Origin of the sequence: Sorangium sp. So ce394, from assembly GCF_051474665.1 — a bacterium.
In the GTDB taxonomy this organism is placed as follows: Bacteria; Myxococcota_A; Polyangia; order Polyangiales; family Polyangiaceae; genus Sorangium; species Sorangium cellulosum_D.
In genome coordinates this window covers 1,053,802-1,071,181 of record NZ_CP150339.1, presented here as the reverse complement: position 1 = coordinate 1,071,181, position 17,380 = coordinate 1,053,802, and the positions used below count along the sequence as shown (strand labels likewise).

Sequence of the window (17,380 nt, the reverse complement as noted above, 5' to 3'; positions counted from 1 at the left end):
GCGCGGACGCCGCGTGCGCGCGGATGCCCGAGCGCCGCGAGAGAGGCAGAGGACACGAGGGCACGCCGTCGATCCGCCGAGGTGCGGTTTCTGCTGGCGACACATCTCAAGGCCGCCTGCGCTCAGCGGCGCGGCGCTCCGGGCTCATCGGTAGAGGCCGCTTGACCGAGGTCGGGCGCAGGCCAATGATGGATTGATGATGATGCGAGAGAGGCTCTCCTCCTCTGCGAGCTCTGCGAGGAGAGGCGAGCGCGGCGAGGCCCGGCGCCGCCCTTCACCGCGGCAGGTCGAGCGCTGGTGATGCGGGTGAAGCGCGCTCGTGGGGGTGCCGCCCTCGCGCTCTCGATCTCCCTCTCCCTCGCCGCAGGCGCGCTCGCGGCGGCCGGCTGCGCCGAGCCCGCCGCCGTCCGCGCGGCGCCGGCCTCGGCCCACGGCGCGGCGCCGGCCGGAGGCGCCGCCGGCGGGCCTTCGCCCGCGGAGCCGGCTCGCCCGGCGGCGCCGGTGCCGGCGAGCGCCGGGGGGCGCCGGGCGAGCCTCCAGTTCGAGCTCAACGAACGCCCGTTCCCCTCGCCGCTCATCGATGCCGTCGTCGCCGGCCAGCCGACCGCGCTGCTCGTCGACACCGGCGCCTCCCACCACGTGCTCGCCCGCTGGCTGGCCGACGAGCTCGCGCTGCCGCTCTCGACGGCCGGCGACGTCGCGGTCGATCACGCGGGCAGGCCCCTGCCGGTCTCCCGCATCGAACGCGCGACCATCGCGCTCGCCGGGTGGGGCTCGGTGGACGCGCCCGCGCTGCTCGTCGTCCCCGTCCCCGATGCGCTGCAGCGGCTCGGGATCGGCGGCGTCCTCGCGCCGCAGGCGCTGGCCGGGCCGGGCCGCGCGGTCGTGCTCGACCTGCGCGAGGGCCGGATGACCGAGGCGCCCCGCGGCGAGGCCGCCCGCGCGCTCCGGGCGCGGTTCGGCGAGGCCGCGGTTGCGGAGCTCGGCCACTGCGGCGGCCCGAACCAGGGCCACGAGATCACCGCCGCGGCGACGGTCGACGGGATCGCCGTGACGCTGAAGGTCGACTCGGGCGCGTCGCAGACCTCCCTCTTCGCCGCCTCGCCCGCGGGGAGGCGGCTGTCGCACCGGGCGGCCGGCGGCCGGAGCGCCTACGCTGCCTCCGGCAAGCACACCGTTCCCGTGCTGTCAGGCGCTCGCCTCCACCTGGCGGGGTTCGACGCCGCCGCGGAACTCGATCTCTTGCCCGGCGAGCGGCGGGGGGCCTGCCCATCGGACGGATTTGCCGGCATGGATGTGCTCCGCAGCTGTGTGCTGCTGCTCGCCGAGGACGGCGGCCTCGCGGCCTGCGCCCCGCGGTGAGCGGAGCGCGCGCGCTGCCGCGTTGAGGGCCGCGGCCCTGGCCGGGGCCGAGCCGCCGAGGGGCGCGCCATGCCCCAGCGAGGTCGCGATGCGTCGTGGTAGAAGAGGCGCACGCGTGGACGTCCGGTCGCCGCGGCGGGGGAGGGATCCAGCTCGCCGCGGCGCGGAGGCGTCGCGCGGTGGTCGGGAGGCATCATGTCGACAGGTTTCGAGTTCTTGACCCAGGATGACGAGCGGCTGCTGCTGGAGAAGTCGACCTGCGTCACCTACCGACCGGGCGAGCAGATCCTCGAGGAGGGCTCGCGCAGGCAGGGCATCTTCATCGTGCGCAGCGGCCTGGTCGGCGTCGAGGTCGCCCACCTCGGGCGCGGCGTGGCCCTCCGCCAGCTCGGCCCCGGCGCGATCTTCGGCGAGATGTCGTTCCTCGAGAGCGCCGCCGCGAGCGCCTCCGTCGTCGCCCGCGAGGAGTGCACCCTCGACGTGATCGAGGGCCCGTATGTCCACTCGCTGCTTGCCTCCGTCCCCGGCCTCGCGGCGCGCTTCTACCAGTCGCTCGCGATCATGCTCGCCCAGCGCCTCCGCGAGAACACCGCGATGCTCCCCCCGCTCCTCGTCGAGGACGTGCCCCAGGTCAACCGCTTTCACGCGGCGAGGACGGGCCAGGCCGGCACCAACAACATCCCTCCGAAGCTCATCGACACGGTCGAACAGTTCAAGTTCGAGATGATGATCGCCGACAGGATGGTCAAGGAGGCCAAGCACCCCGAGGCGGAGATCCAGGAGAAGGTGAGCGCCGCGTGCCAGACGATCGTGTCCGCGCTGCGCGAGCACATCGAGCGCGAGCGCCACCTCGAGAAGGGCATCGGCGCCTACGTCTTCCGCGAGACCTTCTCGCTCTTCATGCTGAGCCGCACCGTCGACCGCTGCTACACGAAGCCGCGCGGCTACGCGGGCGATTTCTATACGATCGAGATGATGTACAACGACGAGCCCGCGGGCGACGGCCGCCTCGGCCGCTTCATCGACCATTGGGGGCTCGAGCTCGAGGCCTGCCGCGCCGTCAAGAACAGGCGCGGCGTGCTGAGCCGCGCGCTCCGGGAGGCCTGCCGCGTCCACGGGCCCGGCCAGGTCCTCGTGACCAGCCTGGCGAGCGGCCCCGCCCGCGAGCTGTTCGACCTCTTCGCCGAGGGGGGCGAGCCGCCCGACATCAAGGCGACGTGCATCGATATCGACAACCAGGCCCTCGCCTACGCCGCCGGCATCGCCGAGGAGCTCGGCGTCATGGACCGCTTCAGCTTCGCCCAGGACAACGTGGTGCGGCTCGCCCACGGCCGCGGCAGGACGGTGCTCAAGCCCCAGCACATGATCTACAGCATCGGGCTCACCGACTACCTCCGCGACGACCTCGTCGTGAGCCTCCTCAACTGCATGCACGACAAGCTCCTCCCCGGGGGCATCGCGGTCGTGGGCAACTTCGGGGTGAACAACCCGAGCAAGGCCTTCATGGACCACGTCCTCGAGTGGGAGCTCATCCATCGCAGCGCCGATGATCTCAAGACGCTGTTCACCCGCTCGAAGTTCGGCAGCACCCCCGTCGAGGTGCGCGCCGAGGAGGCGCAGGTCAACCTGTTCGCGTTCTGCACCAAGACGTGACGCGCCCGCGGCGGCGCAGCGCGCCTCGCGCGGCGGCGCGCCCGCGCCGCCGCGGCCTCAGCGGAGCCAGCGCACCTCGTACTCGCAGGTGGGGTGTCCCTCGAAACGGCACCTCGTGTGGAGGCTCTGCCCGCCCCGCGCGCCCGAGAGCCGGAGCGCGTTCTCCTGCCACGCCGGCACGGCGTCTCTGCAGATCTGGCGCCCCGGGTCGGACTGAGGATCGACGCCGAGGTAGAGGATCAGGCGGAAGAACCGCTCGCCCTCCGCGAGCGGGGCGAGCCGGCCCCCGTTGAAATACATGCCCCACATCACGCCGGCCTGCCGCATGACGAGCGCGGGCGTGCCGAGCTTGATGAGCACCTTGTGCGCCAGCGTCAGGTCCTGCTCGGCGACGTAGGCCGCGAGATCGCGGATGACACCGGTCTTGTTGGGCCACCTCGAGATCTCGTCCGCGATGGCGTTCCAGACCGCGACAGGGTACCAGCTGTGCGCCACGAGATCGGGCGAGGAGAAGACCGCGCGGGCGGCGGCGGGCAGCTTGGCGTCGAGGACCGACATGGCCTGGCTCCCCCACCGCGTCTGCAGGTAGGTCCTCGTATGCATGAGCGCTGAGCCCCGGATCTTCATCGAGACGGCCGCCCGTCCAGGATAGATGCTCCCCGGCCGCTCGGGCCAGCGCGGAGCGGTGGCGCCGGAGCGCGTCGCGGCGCGCGCGCGGACACACGCGCGCACACGCGGCGCGCTCCGGCGCCGCCGCTCCGCCGTGTGTGCGCGTGTGTCCGCGCGCGCGCGCTCACTGCAGGCGCTCGGCGGCCGCCGGCGGCGGCGCGTCGCCCGGGCCCTTCGCCCGCCGCGCCTGCGCGGACGCGTCGAGCACGGCGCGCACCGCCTTCGCGAGCTGCGTGGGCGTGTACGGCTTGGAGAGGAAGTGGACGGACCCGTCGAGCAGATCGCCCGGGAAGAGGGAGTCCTCGGTGTAGCCCGACGCGTACAGGACGGGCAGCGGCGCGCGCGCGCGGGCGAGCGCCGCCGCGAGCGCGGGGCCGCGCGCGTCGGGCAGGACCACGTCGCTCACGAGCAGGTGGATGGCGCCCGCGTACGTGGCCGCGAGCGCTACCGCCTCCTTGCCGTTCCGCGCCGCGAGGACCGAGTAGCCGAACGAGCGCAGCGCGGTGACGCAGAGGTCGCGCACCTGCGCCTCGTCCTCCACGACGAGCACCGTCTCCCCGCCCCCCGAGACGGCGCAGGGCGCCCTCGCGGGCTGCTCGGACGGCGCGCCGCGCACGCGCGGGAAGCAGATCGTGAAGCGCGTCCCCTGGCCGGGGGCGCTCGAGAACCAGATGTGGCCGCCGTGCTGCTTCACGATGCCGTGGCACGTCGCGAGCCCGAGCCCCGACCCCTTGCCCGGCTCCTTCGTCGTGAAGAACGGCTCGAACACGTAGTGCCGGATGGCGTCGTCGATGCCCTGCCCGGTGTCCGTGACCGTGAGCTCCACGTAGTCGCCGGGCTCGATCTCGGGCCGCGACGCCGCGTCGCCCGCCTCGATCGTCGTGTTCGCGGTCTCGATGGTCAGGCGCCCCCCGGCGGGCATCGCGTCGCGCGCGTTCACGGCGAGGTTCATGAGCAGCTGCTCGAACTGGCCGCGATCGATGTGGATCGGCCAGATTTCGCTCCCCGGCAGCACGGCGAGCTCCACGTCCTCGCCGACGAGCGGGCGGAGGAGCGGCTCGACGCCGAGGATGAGCGCGTTCGGGTCGACCACGGTCGGCTGGATGAGCTGCTTGCGCGCGAACGCGAGCAGCTGCCGCGTGAGCGCCGCGGCGCGCTCCGCGGCCGTGCCGATCTGCGTGAGGTGATCGAGCACGGGCGACGACGGCGGCACCTTGCGCACCGCGAGCTCCCTGTGCCCGAAGATCGCGGTGAGCATGTTGTTGAAGTCGTGCGCGACCCCGCCGGCGAGGCGCCCGATCGCCTCGAGCTTCTGGCTGTGCAGGAGCTGCTCCTCGAGGCGCCGGCGCTCGGTGATGTCGAGGCTCGTGCCGACGAGCCCCGTGATCGCCCCGGCGTCGTCCGTGAGCAGCTGCGCCGCCATCTGCACGTGCCGCAGCTCCCCGGTCGACGGGCGCACGACGCGGCACTCGACGGGGCTCGCGATGCCGAGCGGCGACGCGCTCTCCGCGCCGCCGAAGACGCGGTGGCGGTCCTCCGGGTGGATGAGGCTCGCGAAGAGCTCGAACGTCGGGCGCACCGACGGGTCGACGCCGAGGATGTGGAAGAGCTCCTCGGACCAGCGGACGGTCCGCGACGCGAGGTCGTAGGACCAGCTGCCCACGTGCGCGATGCGCTGCGCCTCGTTGAGCATGCGCTCGCTGCGGCGGAGCTCCTGCTCGGCGCGGCGGCGCTCGGTGAGGTCGACGACCGCGCCGAAGAACCGGGTGGGCGGGCCCGCTCCCTCGACGACGGGCAGGCTGCTCAGGAGGCACTCCCGCACCGCGCCGTCCCGGTGGCGCACGCGGAACGCGCTCGCGCCCGATCCCTCGCCGGTCTCGATCGCCAGCTCCAGGCCGGCGCGCATCTGCTCCCGGTCGTCGGGGTGGACGGCCGCGAGGAACGCCTCCGTCGACGGCTTGTCCGTCGCGGGATCGCAGCCCAGGATCCGGAACAGCTGCCGCGACCACGTGACGTGGTTCGAGCCGATGTCCCAGAGCCAGTTGCCCATCTGGGCCGCCTGCTCGGCCTCGTCGAGCTGCGCCTCACCCCCGATGGCGACGGTGCCCCGCGCGCTGCCCGGCTCCGCGGGCCGGTCCGGGCTGGAGCCGCGCTGGCGTGACGCCTCGGCGCGGGACAGCGCCCGCTCCAGCTCGGCGACGCGCGCGCGGAGCGCGTCGAGCTCACGGCTCGCAGCCGCGCTCATGGCCGTTCTGTCCCTCGTCGCGGAGCGCCGGTGCTCATGACGCGCATTGTATGCCGCGGCGCGCCCCGCGGGGGATCCCTCTTCTGCGGCGCGCCCCGCGGTCGCGGCGCGCGAGCGCGCCTAGCCCCTTCGCCGCACGAGCAGCGTTCGCGTGATCTCCACGACCTTTTCCTTGACCCTGCCGTCGGCCTTGCCGAGCTCGGGGGTGAACAGATCGGCCCCCTGCTCGAGCAGCGCGCGCGGCGGCGTGTTCTTCACGCCGACGATCCGGAACGTGACGCTCCCCGCGCCCGCGCCGGCCTCTTCCCGGGCGATCACCTTGGACGCGGCGAAGAGCGTGTCGCCCGCGAGGACGCCGCTCGGGTGGGCGCCGTCGTCGAGGCCGAGGTCCCACACGCCGCACCCGGCCGTGTCCCGGCTCGAGAGCGCGAGCACCCACGACAGCACGAGCCCGCCGTGGACGACGCGCGTCTTCGCGAAGGAGCTCGCCCTGCAGTACTGCTCGTCGAGGTGCAGCGGGTGGGAGTTGCGCAGGAGGGTCGCGAGCTGCATGTGCTCGCTGTCGCCGACCGTCCGGCCGACCTCGTGGGTGAGCACGTCGCCCACCTCGAAGTCTTCCCAGGAGCAGGCGAAGCCGCCGTGGCGCGCCGGCGGCGCGAGCGGGCCGCCGAGCTCTCTCGGCAGGCGCCCCGGGGGCTCGTCCGGCTGCACGACCGCGTGCGGCGCGTCCGCGGGGCGCTCCGCGACGCGGCCGGGGGGCACGAGCGCCTTGCGCTCGAACGAGCAGACGAGCTGCCCGTCCTGGTTCACCACCTGCGTCCGGACGTGCACGACGCCCTTGTCGCCCGTCGACACCGGCTTCTTGCCGATGACCATCGAGCTCGCGCGCAGCGTGTCCCCTGGGTAGCAGGCCTCCGGGAACCGCACGTCGATGTACGCGAGGTGCGCGATCGCCTGCTCGCTCACATCGTGGACGCTGAAGGAGATCCCGAGGTTGAGGAGCAGCAGCGGGCTCACCGGCCTGTCCCTGAGCCCCACCGCGCGGGCGGCGACGCGGCTCGAGTAGGTCGGGATCGCGTCCTGGAACGAGGCCGCGAAGAGCGCGAGCATCCCCTCGTCGACGGTGACGTCCCAGGGGTGGGCGTACACCGCGCCGACCGTGAAATCGTCGAGCTTACGGCCGTAGCGGGGAGAGCGGACGCGGGCCATCGGTCCGCGCGATCATGGCACAGGCGCGCACCGCTGACGACGGCGCCGCCCGCGCGCGCTGGCCCGGCGGGGCGCGCGCGCCCACGGCCGCGTGCGCCCGCGCGCTCCGCCGCGCCGGAGCGGGCCCGCTCAGGGCAGCGATCCTTCGAGCAGGGCGCGCGCGATGCCCTGCGCGAGCACCTCGCGCGTGCCGAGGTGGAACGCGAGGCTGCGCGCGTCGAGCAGGAGCCGCGCCGGGACCGAGCTCTCGGCATAGCCGTTCGCCCCGTGGATCTGCATGCAGGCGTCGGCCGCGTCCCACGCGGCGCGGCTCGAGAACAGCTTCGCCATGGCGGACGTGAGCTCGCACGGCTGCCCCGTGTCCGCGGCCTGCGCCGCGGCGCGCGTGAGCTGGCGCGCGGCCGCGACGCGCGCGATGAGCCCGCCGATCCGGTGCGCCACGCGCGGGAAGGAGATGAGCTGCGACCCGAACTGCACGCGCGTCCTGGCCCGCTCGAGCGCGAGCTCCAGCGCGGCCTGCGCCACGCCCACGCCGCACGCCGCCGCGTAGACGCGGCCGATCGCGAGCGACCGCTGGACCTGGGCGATGCCCTCGCCCTCGCGCTCGCCGAGCAGCGCCTCGCGGCCCACCTGGAGCCCCTCGATCCGGAGCTCGTAGTGGCCCATGCCGCGCTGCCCGAGCGCCCGCAGCTCGGCCCCGGCGATCCCCGCGTCCGGGAAGTCGGCGCCGGGCGCGCCGCGCCGCTTGGCGATGGCGAAGAGGCTCGGCCCGAGCGGCTGCTGCCCCTGTCCGCCGGGCGCCGTCGTCCTCGCGAGGGTGAGCACGAGGTCGGCGCGCGACGCGCCGGTGACCCAGGTCTTCTTGCCGGTGATGAGGTAGCTGCCGTCGGCCTGGCGCTCGGCGCGCGTGGCGACGCGCGCGAGGTCCGACCCGTAGGCGGGCTCCGAGAGCGCGAGGGCGCAGCGCGCCTCGCCGCCCGCGATGCGCGGCAGCCAGGTCCTGCGCTGGAGGTCCGTGCCGGATCGGGCGAGGAGATCCGCCGCGATGGAGGCGGTCATGGTGAGCACGCCGAAGCCGAGCGACCCGCGCGCGAGCTCCTCGACGGCGGCGGCCATGGCGGCCGCGCCGAGCCCATCGCCGCCGTGCTCCGGCGCGGTGGCCAGCCGGAACACCCCGAACTCCCCCATGCGGCGGACGATCGACTCCGGGATGAGCCCGTTGCGCCGGTGGATCTCCGGGGCGAGCGGCTCGACGAGGCGCTCCACGAAGTCGCGCATGTTGTGCCGTATCCAGCCGACGCGCTCGTCCTCGGCGCCGCCGCAGCCGGGGATCCCTTGCTCCGCGGCCGTGCGCGCGAGCGCCGCCACGGCCGCGCCCGACCCCGCGTCGCGCGCCCACGCCGTGACCGCGGGGTGCCCGATCGCCTTGGCGACCTCGTCGTCGCGGAGCTCGAGCTCGCCGAGCGGCGCGATCTCTCCGCCTCCCAGATCGACGCCACCGCGCAGCGAGAGCAGCAGCGCTCCGGCGTGCGCCTCGGCGACGGCCCTGGCCTCGCCGCCCGCCTCGCACGCCCAGCTGGCGAGCGATCTGCATGCCTCGATCTCCGCGTAGAGGTGGGCGAGCGCGTGGGCTGCGAGCTGGTGTCGATCGAGCAGCATGCGCGACACGTGCAGCGGCACGGCGGCGCTCGGCCGGACGAAGCTCGCGCTCCTCGGCGCGCCCCGGAGGCCTGCGTTGGTCGGGCTCCCGACGTCCACCACCCGGTCCCGGAGCCGCCCTCGCGCGACGCGCGCGAGCTGCTCGACGGAGGTGATCGCCTCGCGCATGCCCCCTGGGCTGTCGGCCTCGAGCTTGCGAGAAACGATGGTGGCGTGCTGCTCCCGAATCGCCCTCATCCCCAATCCCCCCGATCGCGGACTACGACCCACCCCTTGCTTCACGAGGCGCAGGGCATACCCCCTCTGCGCCGCCCCACGCTCATGCCCGCCGCGGCAGGCGCGGAAAGGCCTGCCGAGGATGGCACTCCAAACACCGTTCGTCGAGCTGGCCCGCACGCCCTCTGTCTCGGATCGACGTCGCATTAAGGCCTTTCCCGAAGCCCGTTGTTCGCTTCCGTCCGGCGACGCGCAGACAGCCCTGTTCCCCCGCAACCCCTAAGTCTCGGACGGCCCGCGAGCTCCCTCTTTCAAACAGCCGGTCGAGGCCGGCTACGCCGAGCTCACGTTCGGGACTGCCGCCCGCACCGCGCACGCCCTGAGGAGCCTGTCCCCCAGCTCGACCGCCCACGACCGCACGTCGTCGGCCCGCGGGCACTGCGGCACCGACTCGACCGCGTCCTGGATGAGCCGCTGGAGCAGCCGCGTCGTCCCCGAGAGCCCGAGCTCCAGCGCCGTGTTCGGCCGCCCCAGCGCCCCGTCCCGCCCCGCCGGCTTGCCCATGTCCTCCGGCTGGCCGATCAGGTCGAGCACGTCGTCCGCGACCTGGTACGCCTCGCCGATGCGCTGCCCGAGGTCCCGCCAGGCGGCCCCGTCCTGGCCCGCCGAGAGCGCGCCCAGCGTCGCCGCCGCCTCGAACAGCGCCCCCGTCTTCGCGCGCCGGTACGCCGAGAGCGGGACCTTCGCCTCCGACTCCCACGCCTGCCCGGCGATGATCCCCTGGGGCATCCCGACGCCGCCCGCGAGCACCTCGAAGAACCGGACCGCCCGCCGCGCGTCCGACACGCCGCTCGCCACCGCGTGGAAGGCGCCGCGCGCCAGCGCCTCGAAGGCGAGCACGATCAGCTGATCGCCGGCGAGCACCGCGATCGGCTCGCCGAAGGCCCGGTGGACCGAGGGCTGGCCGCGCCGGATCGGCGCGTCGTCGAAGCAGGGGAGGTCGTCATGGACCAGCGACGCGCAGTGGATGAGCTCGACCGCAGCCGCCGCCGCGTCGGCGACCTCCGGCGCAGGATCGCCGTACGCCGAGGCGACCGCCAGGCAGAGCCTTGGCCGGATGCGGGCGCCCCCAGGGAAGACGGCGTGGTGCGTCGCCGCGAGGAGCCCGGGCGGCGACGCGGGCGAGGAGAGCGACTCGATGGCGACGAGAAGGACGCGCTCGATCCGGCGATCGAAATCCATATCGGCCGAGTTTTGGGCGATGATCAAGGGATTGTCAATAGTTTGAACACTAGTTAAACAAAGTATAGACAAACCACCCGCGCCGGGTACACTGCGGTTCCATGGTGGACAAGAGACATCGCGTCGTGGTGATCGGCGGGGGCATCGGCGGGCTGACCGCGGCCGCGCTCCTGGCGTCGAACGGGCTCGACGTCGTGCTACTCGAGCGGGCGCCGCGCGTCGGCGGAAAGATGCGCGAGCTGGCCATCGGCGATCGCCGCCTCGACGTCGGCCCGACGACGCTCACGATGCGGTGGGTCTTCGACGAGATCTTCGCGTCGCTCGGGCTCCGCTTCGGGGACTGCGTGCCGCTCCGCCGGGTCGAGACGCTCGCGCGCCACGCCTGGCAGAACGGCTCGACGCTCGATCTCTTCGCGGACCTCGAGCGCAGCGCGGACGCGATCGGCGCGCTCGCGGGGGCGCGGGAGGCGGACGGGTACCGCCGGTTCTGCCGGTACGCGCGCGAGATCTTCGACGTGGTGGAGGCGCCGTTCCTGCGCGCGGAGCGGCCCACGCTCAAGACGATCCTGAGCACGGCGGGCAGCCTGGGCCTCGGCGGGATGATGAGGATCGACGGGCACCGCACCCTCCACCGCGCGCTCACCGACTTCTTCGCGGACGCGCGCCTGCTCCAGCTGTTCGGGCGGTACGCCACCTACTGCGGCTCGTCGCCGTACCTCGCGCCGGCCACGCTGAGCTTGATCGCGCACGTGGAGCGCGAGGGCGTCTGGTCCCCCGAGGGCGGGATGTACCGGGTGGCCGAGGCGCTCGCCGCGGCCGCGACCCGCGCCGGGGCGACCCTGCGCTGCGGCGCGCACGTCGCCGCCATCGAGGACGGCCGCGGCCGCGCGACGGGCGTCGTGCTCGAGGGCGGCGAGCGCATCGAGGCCGACGCGATCGTGATGAACGCCGACCCGGCGGCGCTCCGGAGCGGCCTCTTCGGCCAGCGCGCCGCCCGCAAGGCCCCGGCCGAGGCGCCGCGGTCGCTCTCGGCGGTCACCTTGGCGCTCGTCGCCGAGGTGAGCGGCTTTCCCCTGCTCCGGCACAACGTCTTCTTCTCGAGGGACTACGAGGCCGAGTTCCGCGACCTCTTCGATCGCGCCGAGACCCCGCGCGACCCCACCATCTACATCTGCGCCGAGGACCGCTGGAACCAGCCGTCCCCCGAGCACGACGCGGCGCCCGCGCCTGCGCGCGCACCTGCAGGAGAGCGCCTGTTTTTCATCGTCAACGCCCCTGCGACCGGTGATATGCACACCCCCTCATCCACGGAGATCCACGAATGGGAACAGCGCGTGTTCCAGCAACTGCAGCGGTTCGGCCTCTCGCTGAGGAGCACCAGCCCCTCCCCGGTGTCGACGACGCCGGCGGACTTCGAGCGCATGTTCCCGGCGACGGGGGGCGCGCTGTACGGGCCGGTGTCCCACGGGTGGAACTCCACCTTCGCGCGCCCGGCCTCGCGCTCGAAGCTCCCGGGCCTGTACTTCGCCGGCGGGAGCGCGCACCCGGGGGCGGGCGTGCCGATGGCGGCGCTGAGCGGCCATCTCGCGGCGCGGAGCGTGATGGAGGACCTCGCTTCGACCTCGAGATCCCGAGCGGCGGCTACGCCTGGTGGTACCTGGACGCGGTGAGCGACGACGGCCGGAGCGCGATCACGATCATCGCGATGCTCGGGAGCGTCTTCTCGCCGTACTACGCCAGGGCCCGCGCGCGCGGCGCCGCGGACCCGCTCATGCACTGCGCGATGAACGTCGCGCTGTACGGCCCGCGCGCCGATCGCTGGGCGCTGACCGAACGGCCGCGGGGCGCCGTCGTCAGGGCGCCGCGGTCGCTCGCCATCGGCCCGAGCGTGATGGAGTGGTCCGGGGGCGAGCTCCGCGTCGCCTTCGACGAGGTCACGGCGCCGGTCCCCTCGCGCCTCGCCGGGACGGTGCGCCTCCGCCCGTCCGTGCCCGAGCCCGCGGCGCTGGGCGCGCGCGCCGGGGTCGCGCTGGACCGGTGGGGGCGGCACCGCTGGTCGCCGCTCGCGCCGATCGCGCGCGCCGAGGTCGAGCTCGCGCACCCGTCGCTGCGCTTCTCCGGCAGCGCCTACCTCGACACGAACGCCGGCGACGAGCCGCTCGACCACGCCTTCGAGCGCTGGACCTGGTCGCGCGCGGTCGGCTCGGACGGCATCGCCCTCACCTACGACGTCCGGCGCCGCGACGGCACGCGCATGCTCCTCTCGCCCGCGTTCGACGCGAGGGGCGGCGCGCGCGAGCTCCCGCCGCTCGCCCCGCGGCCGCTCGGCGACACGCGCTGGGGCATGGCGCGGGACATCGCCGCCGACCCGGGCTCCGCGCCGCGGCTCCTCCGCACCTACGAGGACACGCCGTTCTACGCGCGTTCCCTCGCGGCCGCGACGTTCGGCGGCAAGCCGGCGACGGTCGTCCACGAGGCCCTCTCGCTCGACCGCTTCGTCAGCCCCTGGGTGCAGCTCCTCCTGCCGTTCCGCATGCGGAGGGCGCGATGACGCTCTCGCTCGCGATCTGGATCGCCACGGCGCTCGTCGCCTTCGCGATCATGGAGGTGTGGGCCGCGCTCCTCCACGGCAGGGTCTGGCATCACGCCCTCTGGAGCATCCACCGCTCCCACCATACGAAGCGGCGCGGCGCCTTCGAGCAGAACGACGCGCTCGCGTTCCTCCACGCCCCGATCGCCGCCGGGCTCATCATCTACGGCGTCGACGGCGCGCCTGGGCCGCTGCGCGAGGCCGCGTTCGGCTTCGGCCTCGGCATGACCGCCTTCGGCCTCGCGTACGTCCTCGTCCACGACGGCCTCGTCCACCGGCGGCTCCCGGTCTCGGGCCTCGCGCGCATCCCCTACCTCGCGCGCGTCCGCGACGCGCACCGCGTCCACCACAGCACCGGCGGCCCGCCCTACGGCCTGTTCCTCGGCCCCCTCGTCCTCGCGCGCCGGGCAGCGGCGGGCGCCGCGGAGGACGCGCCCCCTCAGCGCGCGCGGTAGAGCTCCCGCGCGAGCCCCGCGCCCCAGCGGCCGATGGCCCGGAGCGGCAGCGCGCTCACGACCTCGCGGTACACCTCGGGCCGCCGCGCCGCCGTCTCCCTCAAAAATCGAACGAAATCGGTCGGTTGCATCTCGTCGCGCAGCAGCGCCGCGTAGGCGTCGTCGCCCATCGCGTGGAGCACGGCGAACGCCGTGTTGAGGAGCGCGTTCATCTCCCCTGCCCTCGCCCCGCCGGCCGGCTTCGCCATGAGGGCCGCGAGCGCGCCCGTGCCCGAGTGCACCGGCGCGTCGCGCGCCGCGCTCGGCGCGCTCGGGTCCGCCACCGCGCGCGCCAGGTCGGCCGCCGTGGTCGCGAGCTCGCGGACGTTCGCGCCGAAGCCGCAGAACGTCAGCGGCGAGTGCCGCGCCGCCGCGTCCCCCACGAGCCGCACCCGCCGCCCCGGCGCGCGCGGCGCGGGCGACAGCCGCGACCAGCCGGGGATGAACCCGAACGTCGGCCGGACGAGCCGCGCGTCGCCCTCCTTGTACCGCGAGAGGAGCCGGAAGAACCGCGCGTACAGCGACAGCAGCGCGCCCGGCCCGACGTCCTCGGAGCGCGCGTAATAGAAGAGGTAGACCGTCGTCTCGCCCGGCCGCCCCGGGAACGCCTCCCAGAGGTGCTGCCGGCCCTCCTCGACGTCCTCCGTGGTGGCGAGGATCTCGCCGACGTCCGGCCGGATCCGCCGCTCGCCGTCGCCCTCGGCCAGCCCCGCGAGCACGCCGCCCACCGTCGGACAGACGAGGTCCGCGGTCGCGTAGGGGCTCGCCGCGCCGCGCGCGTCGACGAGGAGCCGCGCGGACAGGGCGCGCGGCGCGGCGCCCGGCCGCGCCTCGGCCACCGCGAGCGCGACCGCGTCCGGCCCCTCCGCGTGCCCGAGCAGCGCGTGCCCGTCGAGCAGCGTCACCCCGAGCGCCTCGGCCCGGGCCCGCGCCGCGGCGAGCAGGCCGCCCGCGTCGATGGCGTGATCGAGCACGCCGCGCACCGGGTACGTCCCGCCGCCGTGCCAGCGGCACAGCCCCTCGACGTAGCGGGCGATCACGAGCCGCTCCACCTCGCCCGGCGCGAAGATCCCCGACGCCTGGAGCGCGGCCACCTCGGCCGTCCCGGCGTTCCACTCGCGGTGCGCCGCGCCGATCCGCGCCCGGTCGAGCACCGCGACCCGCAGCCCGGCCGACGCGAGCATCGGCGCGAGCAGGAGCGACAGCCCGCCGCCCGCGATGACGACGTCGAAATCGACGGCGGCGCCCCGGCCCGGCGGCCGCGGCGCCGCCGCGGGCCGCGAGGGCTCGGCCCGCGCCGCGTCGAGGTGCTCGAGGCGCGCGAGCAGCGCCTCGCCGCCCGCCTCGCGCACGCGCGCCCGCGCCGCGTCGAGCTCCCGCGCCGCCGCGCCGCCAGCCCCGGCGCTCATCGCGCCGCCTCCAGGAGGAAGCGGACCTCGTCGAGCGGCGGCGCCGCGCCGTGCTCGCGCTCCTCCGCCGGCGCGACCGGCCTGCGGACGAGCGCCTGCAGCACGAGCCACAGCTTGCGGCCGGGCGACACCACGGCCCGCGCCGACACCGAGTCGAAGCCGCGGCGCGCGATGGCGCGCCCGATGTCCGCGTAGATCAGCCGCGCCGCCTGGATCGCGGCGCGGCAATCGCGCGGCAGCATCGGGATCCCGGCGCCCGCGCGGCGGTAGAGCACCTCCGCCTCGTCGAGCAGCCGCGCGACGATCCGCCCCAGCCGGTCGTCGAAGGCGGGCCGCAGGAGCCACGCGTCCGGCTCGATCCCGGCCTCCCGCATCCACGCGAGCGGCAGGTAGATCCGCCCGCGCCGGGCGTCCTCTCCCACGTCGCGCGCGATGTTCGTGAGCTGCATGGCGACGCCCAGATCGCACGCCCGCGCGAGCGCGTCGGGCCCGCGCGCCCCCATGAGCGTCGACATCGTCGCGCCCACGGCGCCCGCCACGCGCGCCGCGTAGGCGTTCAGCTCCGAGAGCGTCTCGTAGCGGCGCCCCTCCGCGTCCCACGCGAACCCCTCGAGCAGCGCCTCGATGAACGCGCGCGGCAGCGCGTGCGCCGCCATGACGTGGGCGAGCGCCCGGTCGACGGGGCCGTCGTCGGGGTTGCCCATCGCCGCGCGCGCGAGCCGCTCGCGCAGGGCCGCGACCGCCGCCGCGGCCGCGGACGGCGGGGCGTGCTCGCCGAGCTCGTCGACCGCGTCGTCGGCGACGCGGCAGAACGCGTAGAACGCCGCCGCCGGCTCCCTCACCCGCGCGGGCAGGAGGAGCGCCGCGGCGGCGAAGCTCTTCGACCCCTTGCGCAGGAGCGCCCTGCACGCGGCGAAGTCCGCCGCCGACGCCTCAACCGAAGGTCGATGCATCCGGCACCACCCGATCCAGCACGCGCGCCGACGAGAGCACCCCGGGCAGGCCGGCCCCCGGGTGCGTCCCTGCCCCGACGAGGTAGAGGTGCTCGACGTCCTCGCTCGCGTTGTGGGGCCGGAAGAAGGCGCTCTGCGTGAGCACCGGCTCCGGCCCGAACGCCGCGCCCCGGAACGACAGCAGCCGGTCCTGAAAATCCTGCGGCGTGAGCAGCCGCGAGCTCGCGAGCGCCCCCTCGAGCCCCGGCAGGAGCGTCGCCTCGAGCAGCGCCGCGATCGAGCGCCGGTAGCGCTCCTGGGTCGCGGGCCAGTCCGTGCCGCTGAGCAGGTTCGGCACCGGCGACAGCACGTAGAACGCGTCGCACCCGGGCGGCGCGAGGGCCGGGTCCGTGGCGGTCGGCCGGTGCAGGTACAGGCTGAAGTCGTCTGCGAGCACGTGCCTCTGGAAGATGTCCTCGAGCAGCGGCTTGTACCGCGGGCCGAGGAGGATGGTGTGGTGCGCGACGTCCGGGTACTGCCGGCGCGTGCCGAAGTACCACACGAAGAGGCTCATCGAGTAGCGCTGCCGCTCGATGCGGCGGTCGGTCCAGCGCCGCCGCGCCTCGGGCGCCACGAGGTGCCGGTACGTCCACGCCGAGTCCGCGTTCGAGACCACGACGTCGGCCGCGAGCCGCTCCCCCGACGCGAGCTCGACGCCCCGCGCGCGGCCGCCCTCGACCGAGATGCGCCGCACCTCGGCGCCGCACCGCACCGACCCGCCGAGCCCCTCGATGAGGGACACGAGCCCGCGCACGAGGGCGCCCGTGCCGCCGATCGGGAAGTGCACGCCCCAGTTGCGCTCGAGGAACGCGATCAGGCTGTAGATCGAGGTCGTCGAGAACGGGTTCCCGCCGACGAGCAGCGGGTGGAAGCTCAGCACCTGGCGCAGGCGGTCGTCCTTCACGTGCTTCGCGACGAGCCCGTAGACCGTGCGGTAGCTCTCGAGCCGCATCATGTCGGGCACGATGCGCGCCATGTCCGTCCACGACCCGAACGGCACGTGGGCGAGCTCCTCGAACCCGACGCGGAAGATCGCCTCGCTCGTCTTGACGAAGCGCTCGTAGCCCGCGACGTCGCCGGGTGACAGGCGCGCGACCTCGGCGCGCATCGCGGCGGCGTCGCCCGTGTAGTCGAAGGTCACGCCGTCGTGGAAGCGGATCCGGTAGAACGGCGTCACCGGCCTGAGATCGATGTCGTCGGCCATCTTCCGGCCGCAGAGCTGCCAGAGCTCCTCGAAGAGGAACGGCGCCGTGATGACGGTCGGCCCCGCGTCGAAGGTGAAGCCGTCCTGCCGGTGCACGTACGCGCGCCCGCCCGGCGCGTCGAGCTTCTCGACGACCGTGACCTCGTAGCCCCGCACGCCGAGCCGCACGGCCGCCGCGAGCCCCCCGAAGCCGCTGCCGATCACGACGGCGCGCGGCCTCGGACCCCGGCGGCCCGCCGCGCGCGGCGCCCGCGCCGGTGCAGCCCCGTCCTCGCCCGGCGAGGCGCCAGGCCGCTCTTCCTGCGCCGACGAAGCGCTGGTGTTTTGCATGGCGGCGAGTATAATGTTTGTCCCAGCCTTTGACAAAGGCGAAAACATCTGCACAAGATGGCCTTCCTGGGCCTCGCTGCCCGCCGGCTCGGCGCGTCGAGCCGGC

13 protein-coding genes are annotated in these 17,380 nt (G+C 74.7%); 5 read left to right on the top strand and 8 right to left on the bottom strand.

Annotated features, from left to right (window positions below):
* Positions 1-300 precede the first annotated feature (300 nt).
* Complete coding sequence (locus WMF33_RS04020) at positions 301-1,362, top strand: pepsin/retropepsin-like aspartic protease family protein (RefSeq protein WP_437335889.1); 1,062 nt, start codon at positions 301-303, stop codon at positions 1,360-1,362.
* A gap of 195 nt (positions 1,363-1,557) precedes the next feature.
* On the top strand, positions 1,558-3,015 hold the full coding sequence (locus tag WMF33_RS04015; protein WP_061621590.1) for a cyclic nucleotide-binding domain-containing protein: 1,458 nt from the start codon (positions 1,558-1,560) through the stop codon (positions 3,013-3,015).
* Between the two features lie 57 nt (positions 3,016-3,072).
* Here WMF33_RS04015 and WMF33_RS04010 read toward each other — a convergent pair whose 3' ends face one another.
* The 5 genes from WMF33_RS04010 to WMF33_RS03990 form a co-directional block, all read right to left on the bottom strand.
* Entirely contained in the window at positions 3,073-3,618 is a 546-nt protein-coding gene (locus WMF33_RS04010) for a hypothetical protein (RefSeq protein ID WP_148313296.1), read from the bottom strand.
* A gap of 190 nt (positions 3,619-3,808) precedes the next feature.
* Complete coding sequence (locus WMF33_RS04005) at positions 3,809-5,929, bottom strand: ATP-binding protein (RefSeq protein WP_437335888.1); 2,121 nt, start codon at positions 5,927-5,929, stop codon at positions 3,809-3,811.
* 120 nt (positions 5,930-6,049) lie between these two features.
* On the bottom strand, positions 6,050-7,138 hold the full coding sequence (locus WMF33_RS04000) for a MaoC family dehydratase (protein ID WP_437335887.1): 1,089 nt from the start codon (positions 7,136-7,138) through the stop codon (positions 6,050-6,052).
* A gap of 129 nt (positions 7,139-7,267) precedes the next feature.
* Positions 7,268-9,034 (bottom strand): acyl-CoA dehydrogenase family protein, encoded by a 1,767-nt coding sequence (locus tag WMF33_RS03995; protein ID WP_437335886.1) that lies wholly within the window; start codon positions 9,032-9,034, stop codon positions 7,268-7,270.
* Positions 9,035-9,346: 312 nt separating this feature from the next.
* Entirely contained in the window at positions 9,347-10,255 is a 909-nt protein-coding gene (locus WMF33_RS03990) for a polyprenyl synthetase family protein (protein ID WP_437339443.1), read from the bottom strand.
* A 101-nt stretch (positions 10,256-10,356) separates the two neighbouring features.
* On the opposite strand from WMF33_RS03990, the gene crtD reads away from it, so the two are divergent.
* Genes crtD through WMF33_RS03975 form a run of 3 tightly spaced genes read left to right on the top strand, consistent with a single transcriptional unit; the run spans position 10,357 to position 13,300 of the window.
* Positions 10,357-11,925 (top strand): 1-hydroxycarotenoid 3,4-desaturase CrtD, encoded by a 1,569-nt coding sequence (crtD, locus tag WMF33_RS03985; protein WP_437335885.1) that lies wholly within the window; start codon positions 10,357-10,359, stop codon positions 11,923-11,925.
* Complete coding sequence (locus tag WMF33_RS03980) at positions 11,922-12,806, top strand: carotenoid 1,2-hydratase (RefSeq protein WP_437335884.1); 885 nt, start codon at positions 11,922-11,924, stop codon at positions 12,804-12,806. Before crtD ends, WMF33_RS03980 begins: the two co-directional genes overlap by 4 nt.
* Entirely contained in the window at positions 12,803-13,300 is a 498-nt protein-coding gene (locus tag WMF33_RS03975; RefSeq protein ID WP_437335883.1) for a beta-carotene hydroxylase, read from the top strand. The genes WMF33_RS03980 and WMF33_RS03975 overlap by 4 nt, the downstream gene beginning before the upstream one ends.
* On the opposite strand, the gene WMF33_RS03970 is transcribed toward WMF33_RS03975, so the two are convergent.
* The 3 genes from WMF33_RS03970 to WMF33_RS03960 are packed head-to-tail and all read right to left on the bottom strand — an operon-like array spanning position 13,285 to position 17,274.
* Positions 13,285-14,748, bottom strand: coding sequence for a lycopene cyclase (locus WMF33_RS03970; protein ID WP_437335882.1), 1,464 nt, complete (start codon positions 14,746-14,748; stop codon positions 13,285-13,287). The genes WMF33_RS03975 and WMF33_RS03970 overlap by 16 nt on opposite strands.
* Positions 14,745-15,701 (bottom strand): phytoene/squalene synthase family protein, encoded by a 957-nt coding sequence (locus WMF33_RS03965; protein ID WP_437335881.1) that lies wholly within the window; start codon positions 15,699-15,701, stop codon positions 14,745-14,747. The genes WMF33_RS03970 and WMF33_RS03965 overlap by 4 nt, the downstream gene beginning before the upstream one ends.
* Positions 15,682-17,274: a phytoene desaturase gene (locus tag WMF33_RS03960; RefSeq protein ID WP_061626664.1), complete on the bottom strand. Its 1,593-nt coding sequence runs from the start codon at positions 17,272-17,274 to the stop codon at positions 15,682-15,684. The genes WMF33_RS03965 and WMF33_RS03960 overlap by 20 nt, the downstream gene beginning before the upstream one ends.
* Positions 17,275-17,380 lie beyond the last annotated feature (106 nt).

Coding starts and splice junctions, on each gene's coding strand:
- WMF33_RS04020 (WP_437335889.1), top strand. CDS start 301: ATGCGGGTGAAGCGCGCTCGTGGGGGTGCCGCCCTCGCGCTCTCGATC.
- WMF33_RS04015 (WP_061621590.1), top strand. CDS start 1,558: ATGTCGACAGGTTTCGAGTTCTTGACCCAGGATGACGAGCGGCTGCTG.
- WMF33_RS04010 (WP_148313296.1), bottom strand. CDS start 3,618: ATGCATACGAGGACCTACCTGCAGACGCGGTGGGGGAGCCAGGCCATG.
- WMF33_RS04005 (WP_437335888.1), bottom strand. CDS start 5,929: ATGAGCGCGGCTGCGAGCCGTGAGCTCGACGCGCTCCGCGCGCGCGTC.
- WMF33_RS04000 (WP_437335887.1), bottom strand. CDS start 7,138: ATGGCCCGCGTCCGCTCTCCCCGCTACGGCCGTAAGCTCGACGATTTC.
- WMF33_RS03995 (WP_437335886.1), bottom strand. CDS start 9,034: ATGAGGGCGATTCGGGAGCAGCACGCCACCATCGTTTCTCGCAAGCTC.
- WMF33_RS03990 (WP_437339443.1), bottom strand. CDS start 10,255: ATGGATTTCGATCGCCGGATCGAGCGCGTCCTTCTCGTCGCCATCGAG.
- crtD (WP_437335885.1), top strand. CDS start 10,357: ATGGTGGACAAGAGACATCGCGTCGTGGTGATCGGCGGGGGCATCGGC.
- WMF33_RS03975 (WP_437335883.1), top strand. CDS start 12,803: ATGACGCTCTCGCTCGCGATCTGGATCGCCACGGCGCTCGTCGCCTTC.
- WMF33_RS03970 (WP_437335882.1), bottom strand. CDS start 14,748: ATGAGCGCCGGGGCTGGCGGCGCGGCGGCGCGGGAGCTCGACGCGGCG.
- WMF33_RS03965 (WP_437335881.1), bottom strand. CDS start 15,701: ATGCATCGACCTTCGGTTGAGGCGTCGGCGGCGGACTTCGCCGCGTGC.
- WMF33_RS03960 (WP_061626664.1), bottom strand. CDS start 17,274: ATGCAAAACACCAGCGCTTCGTCGGCGCAGGAAGAGCGGCCTGGCGCC.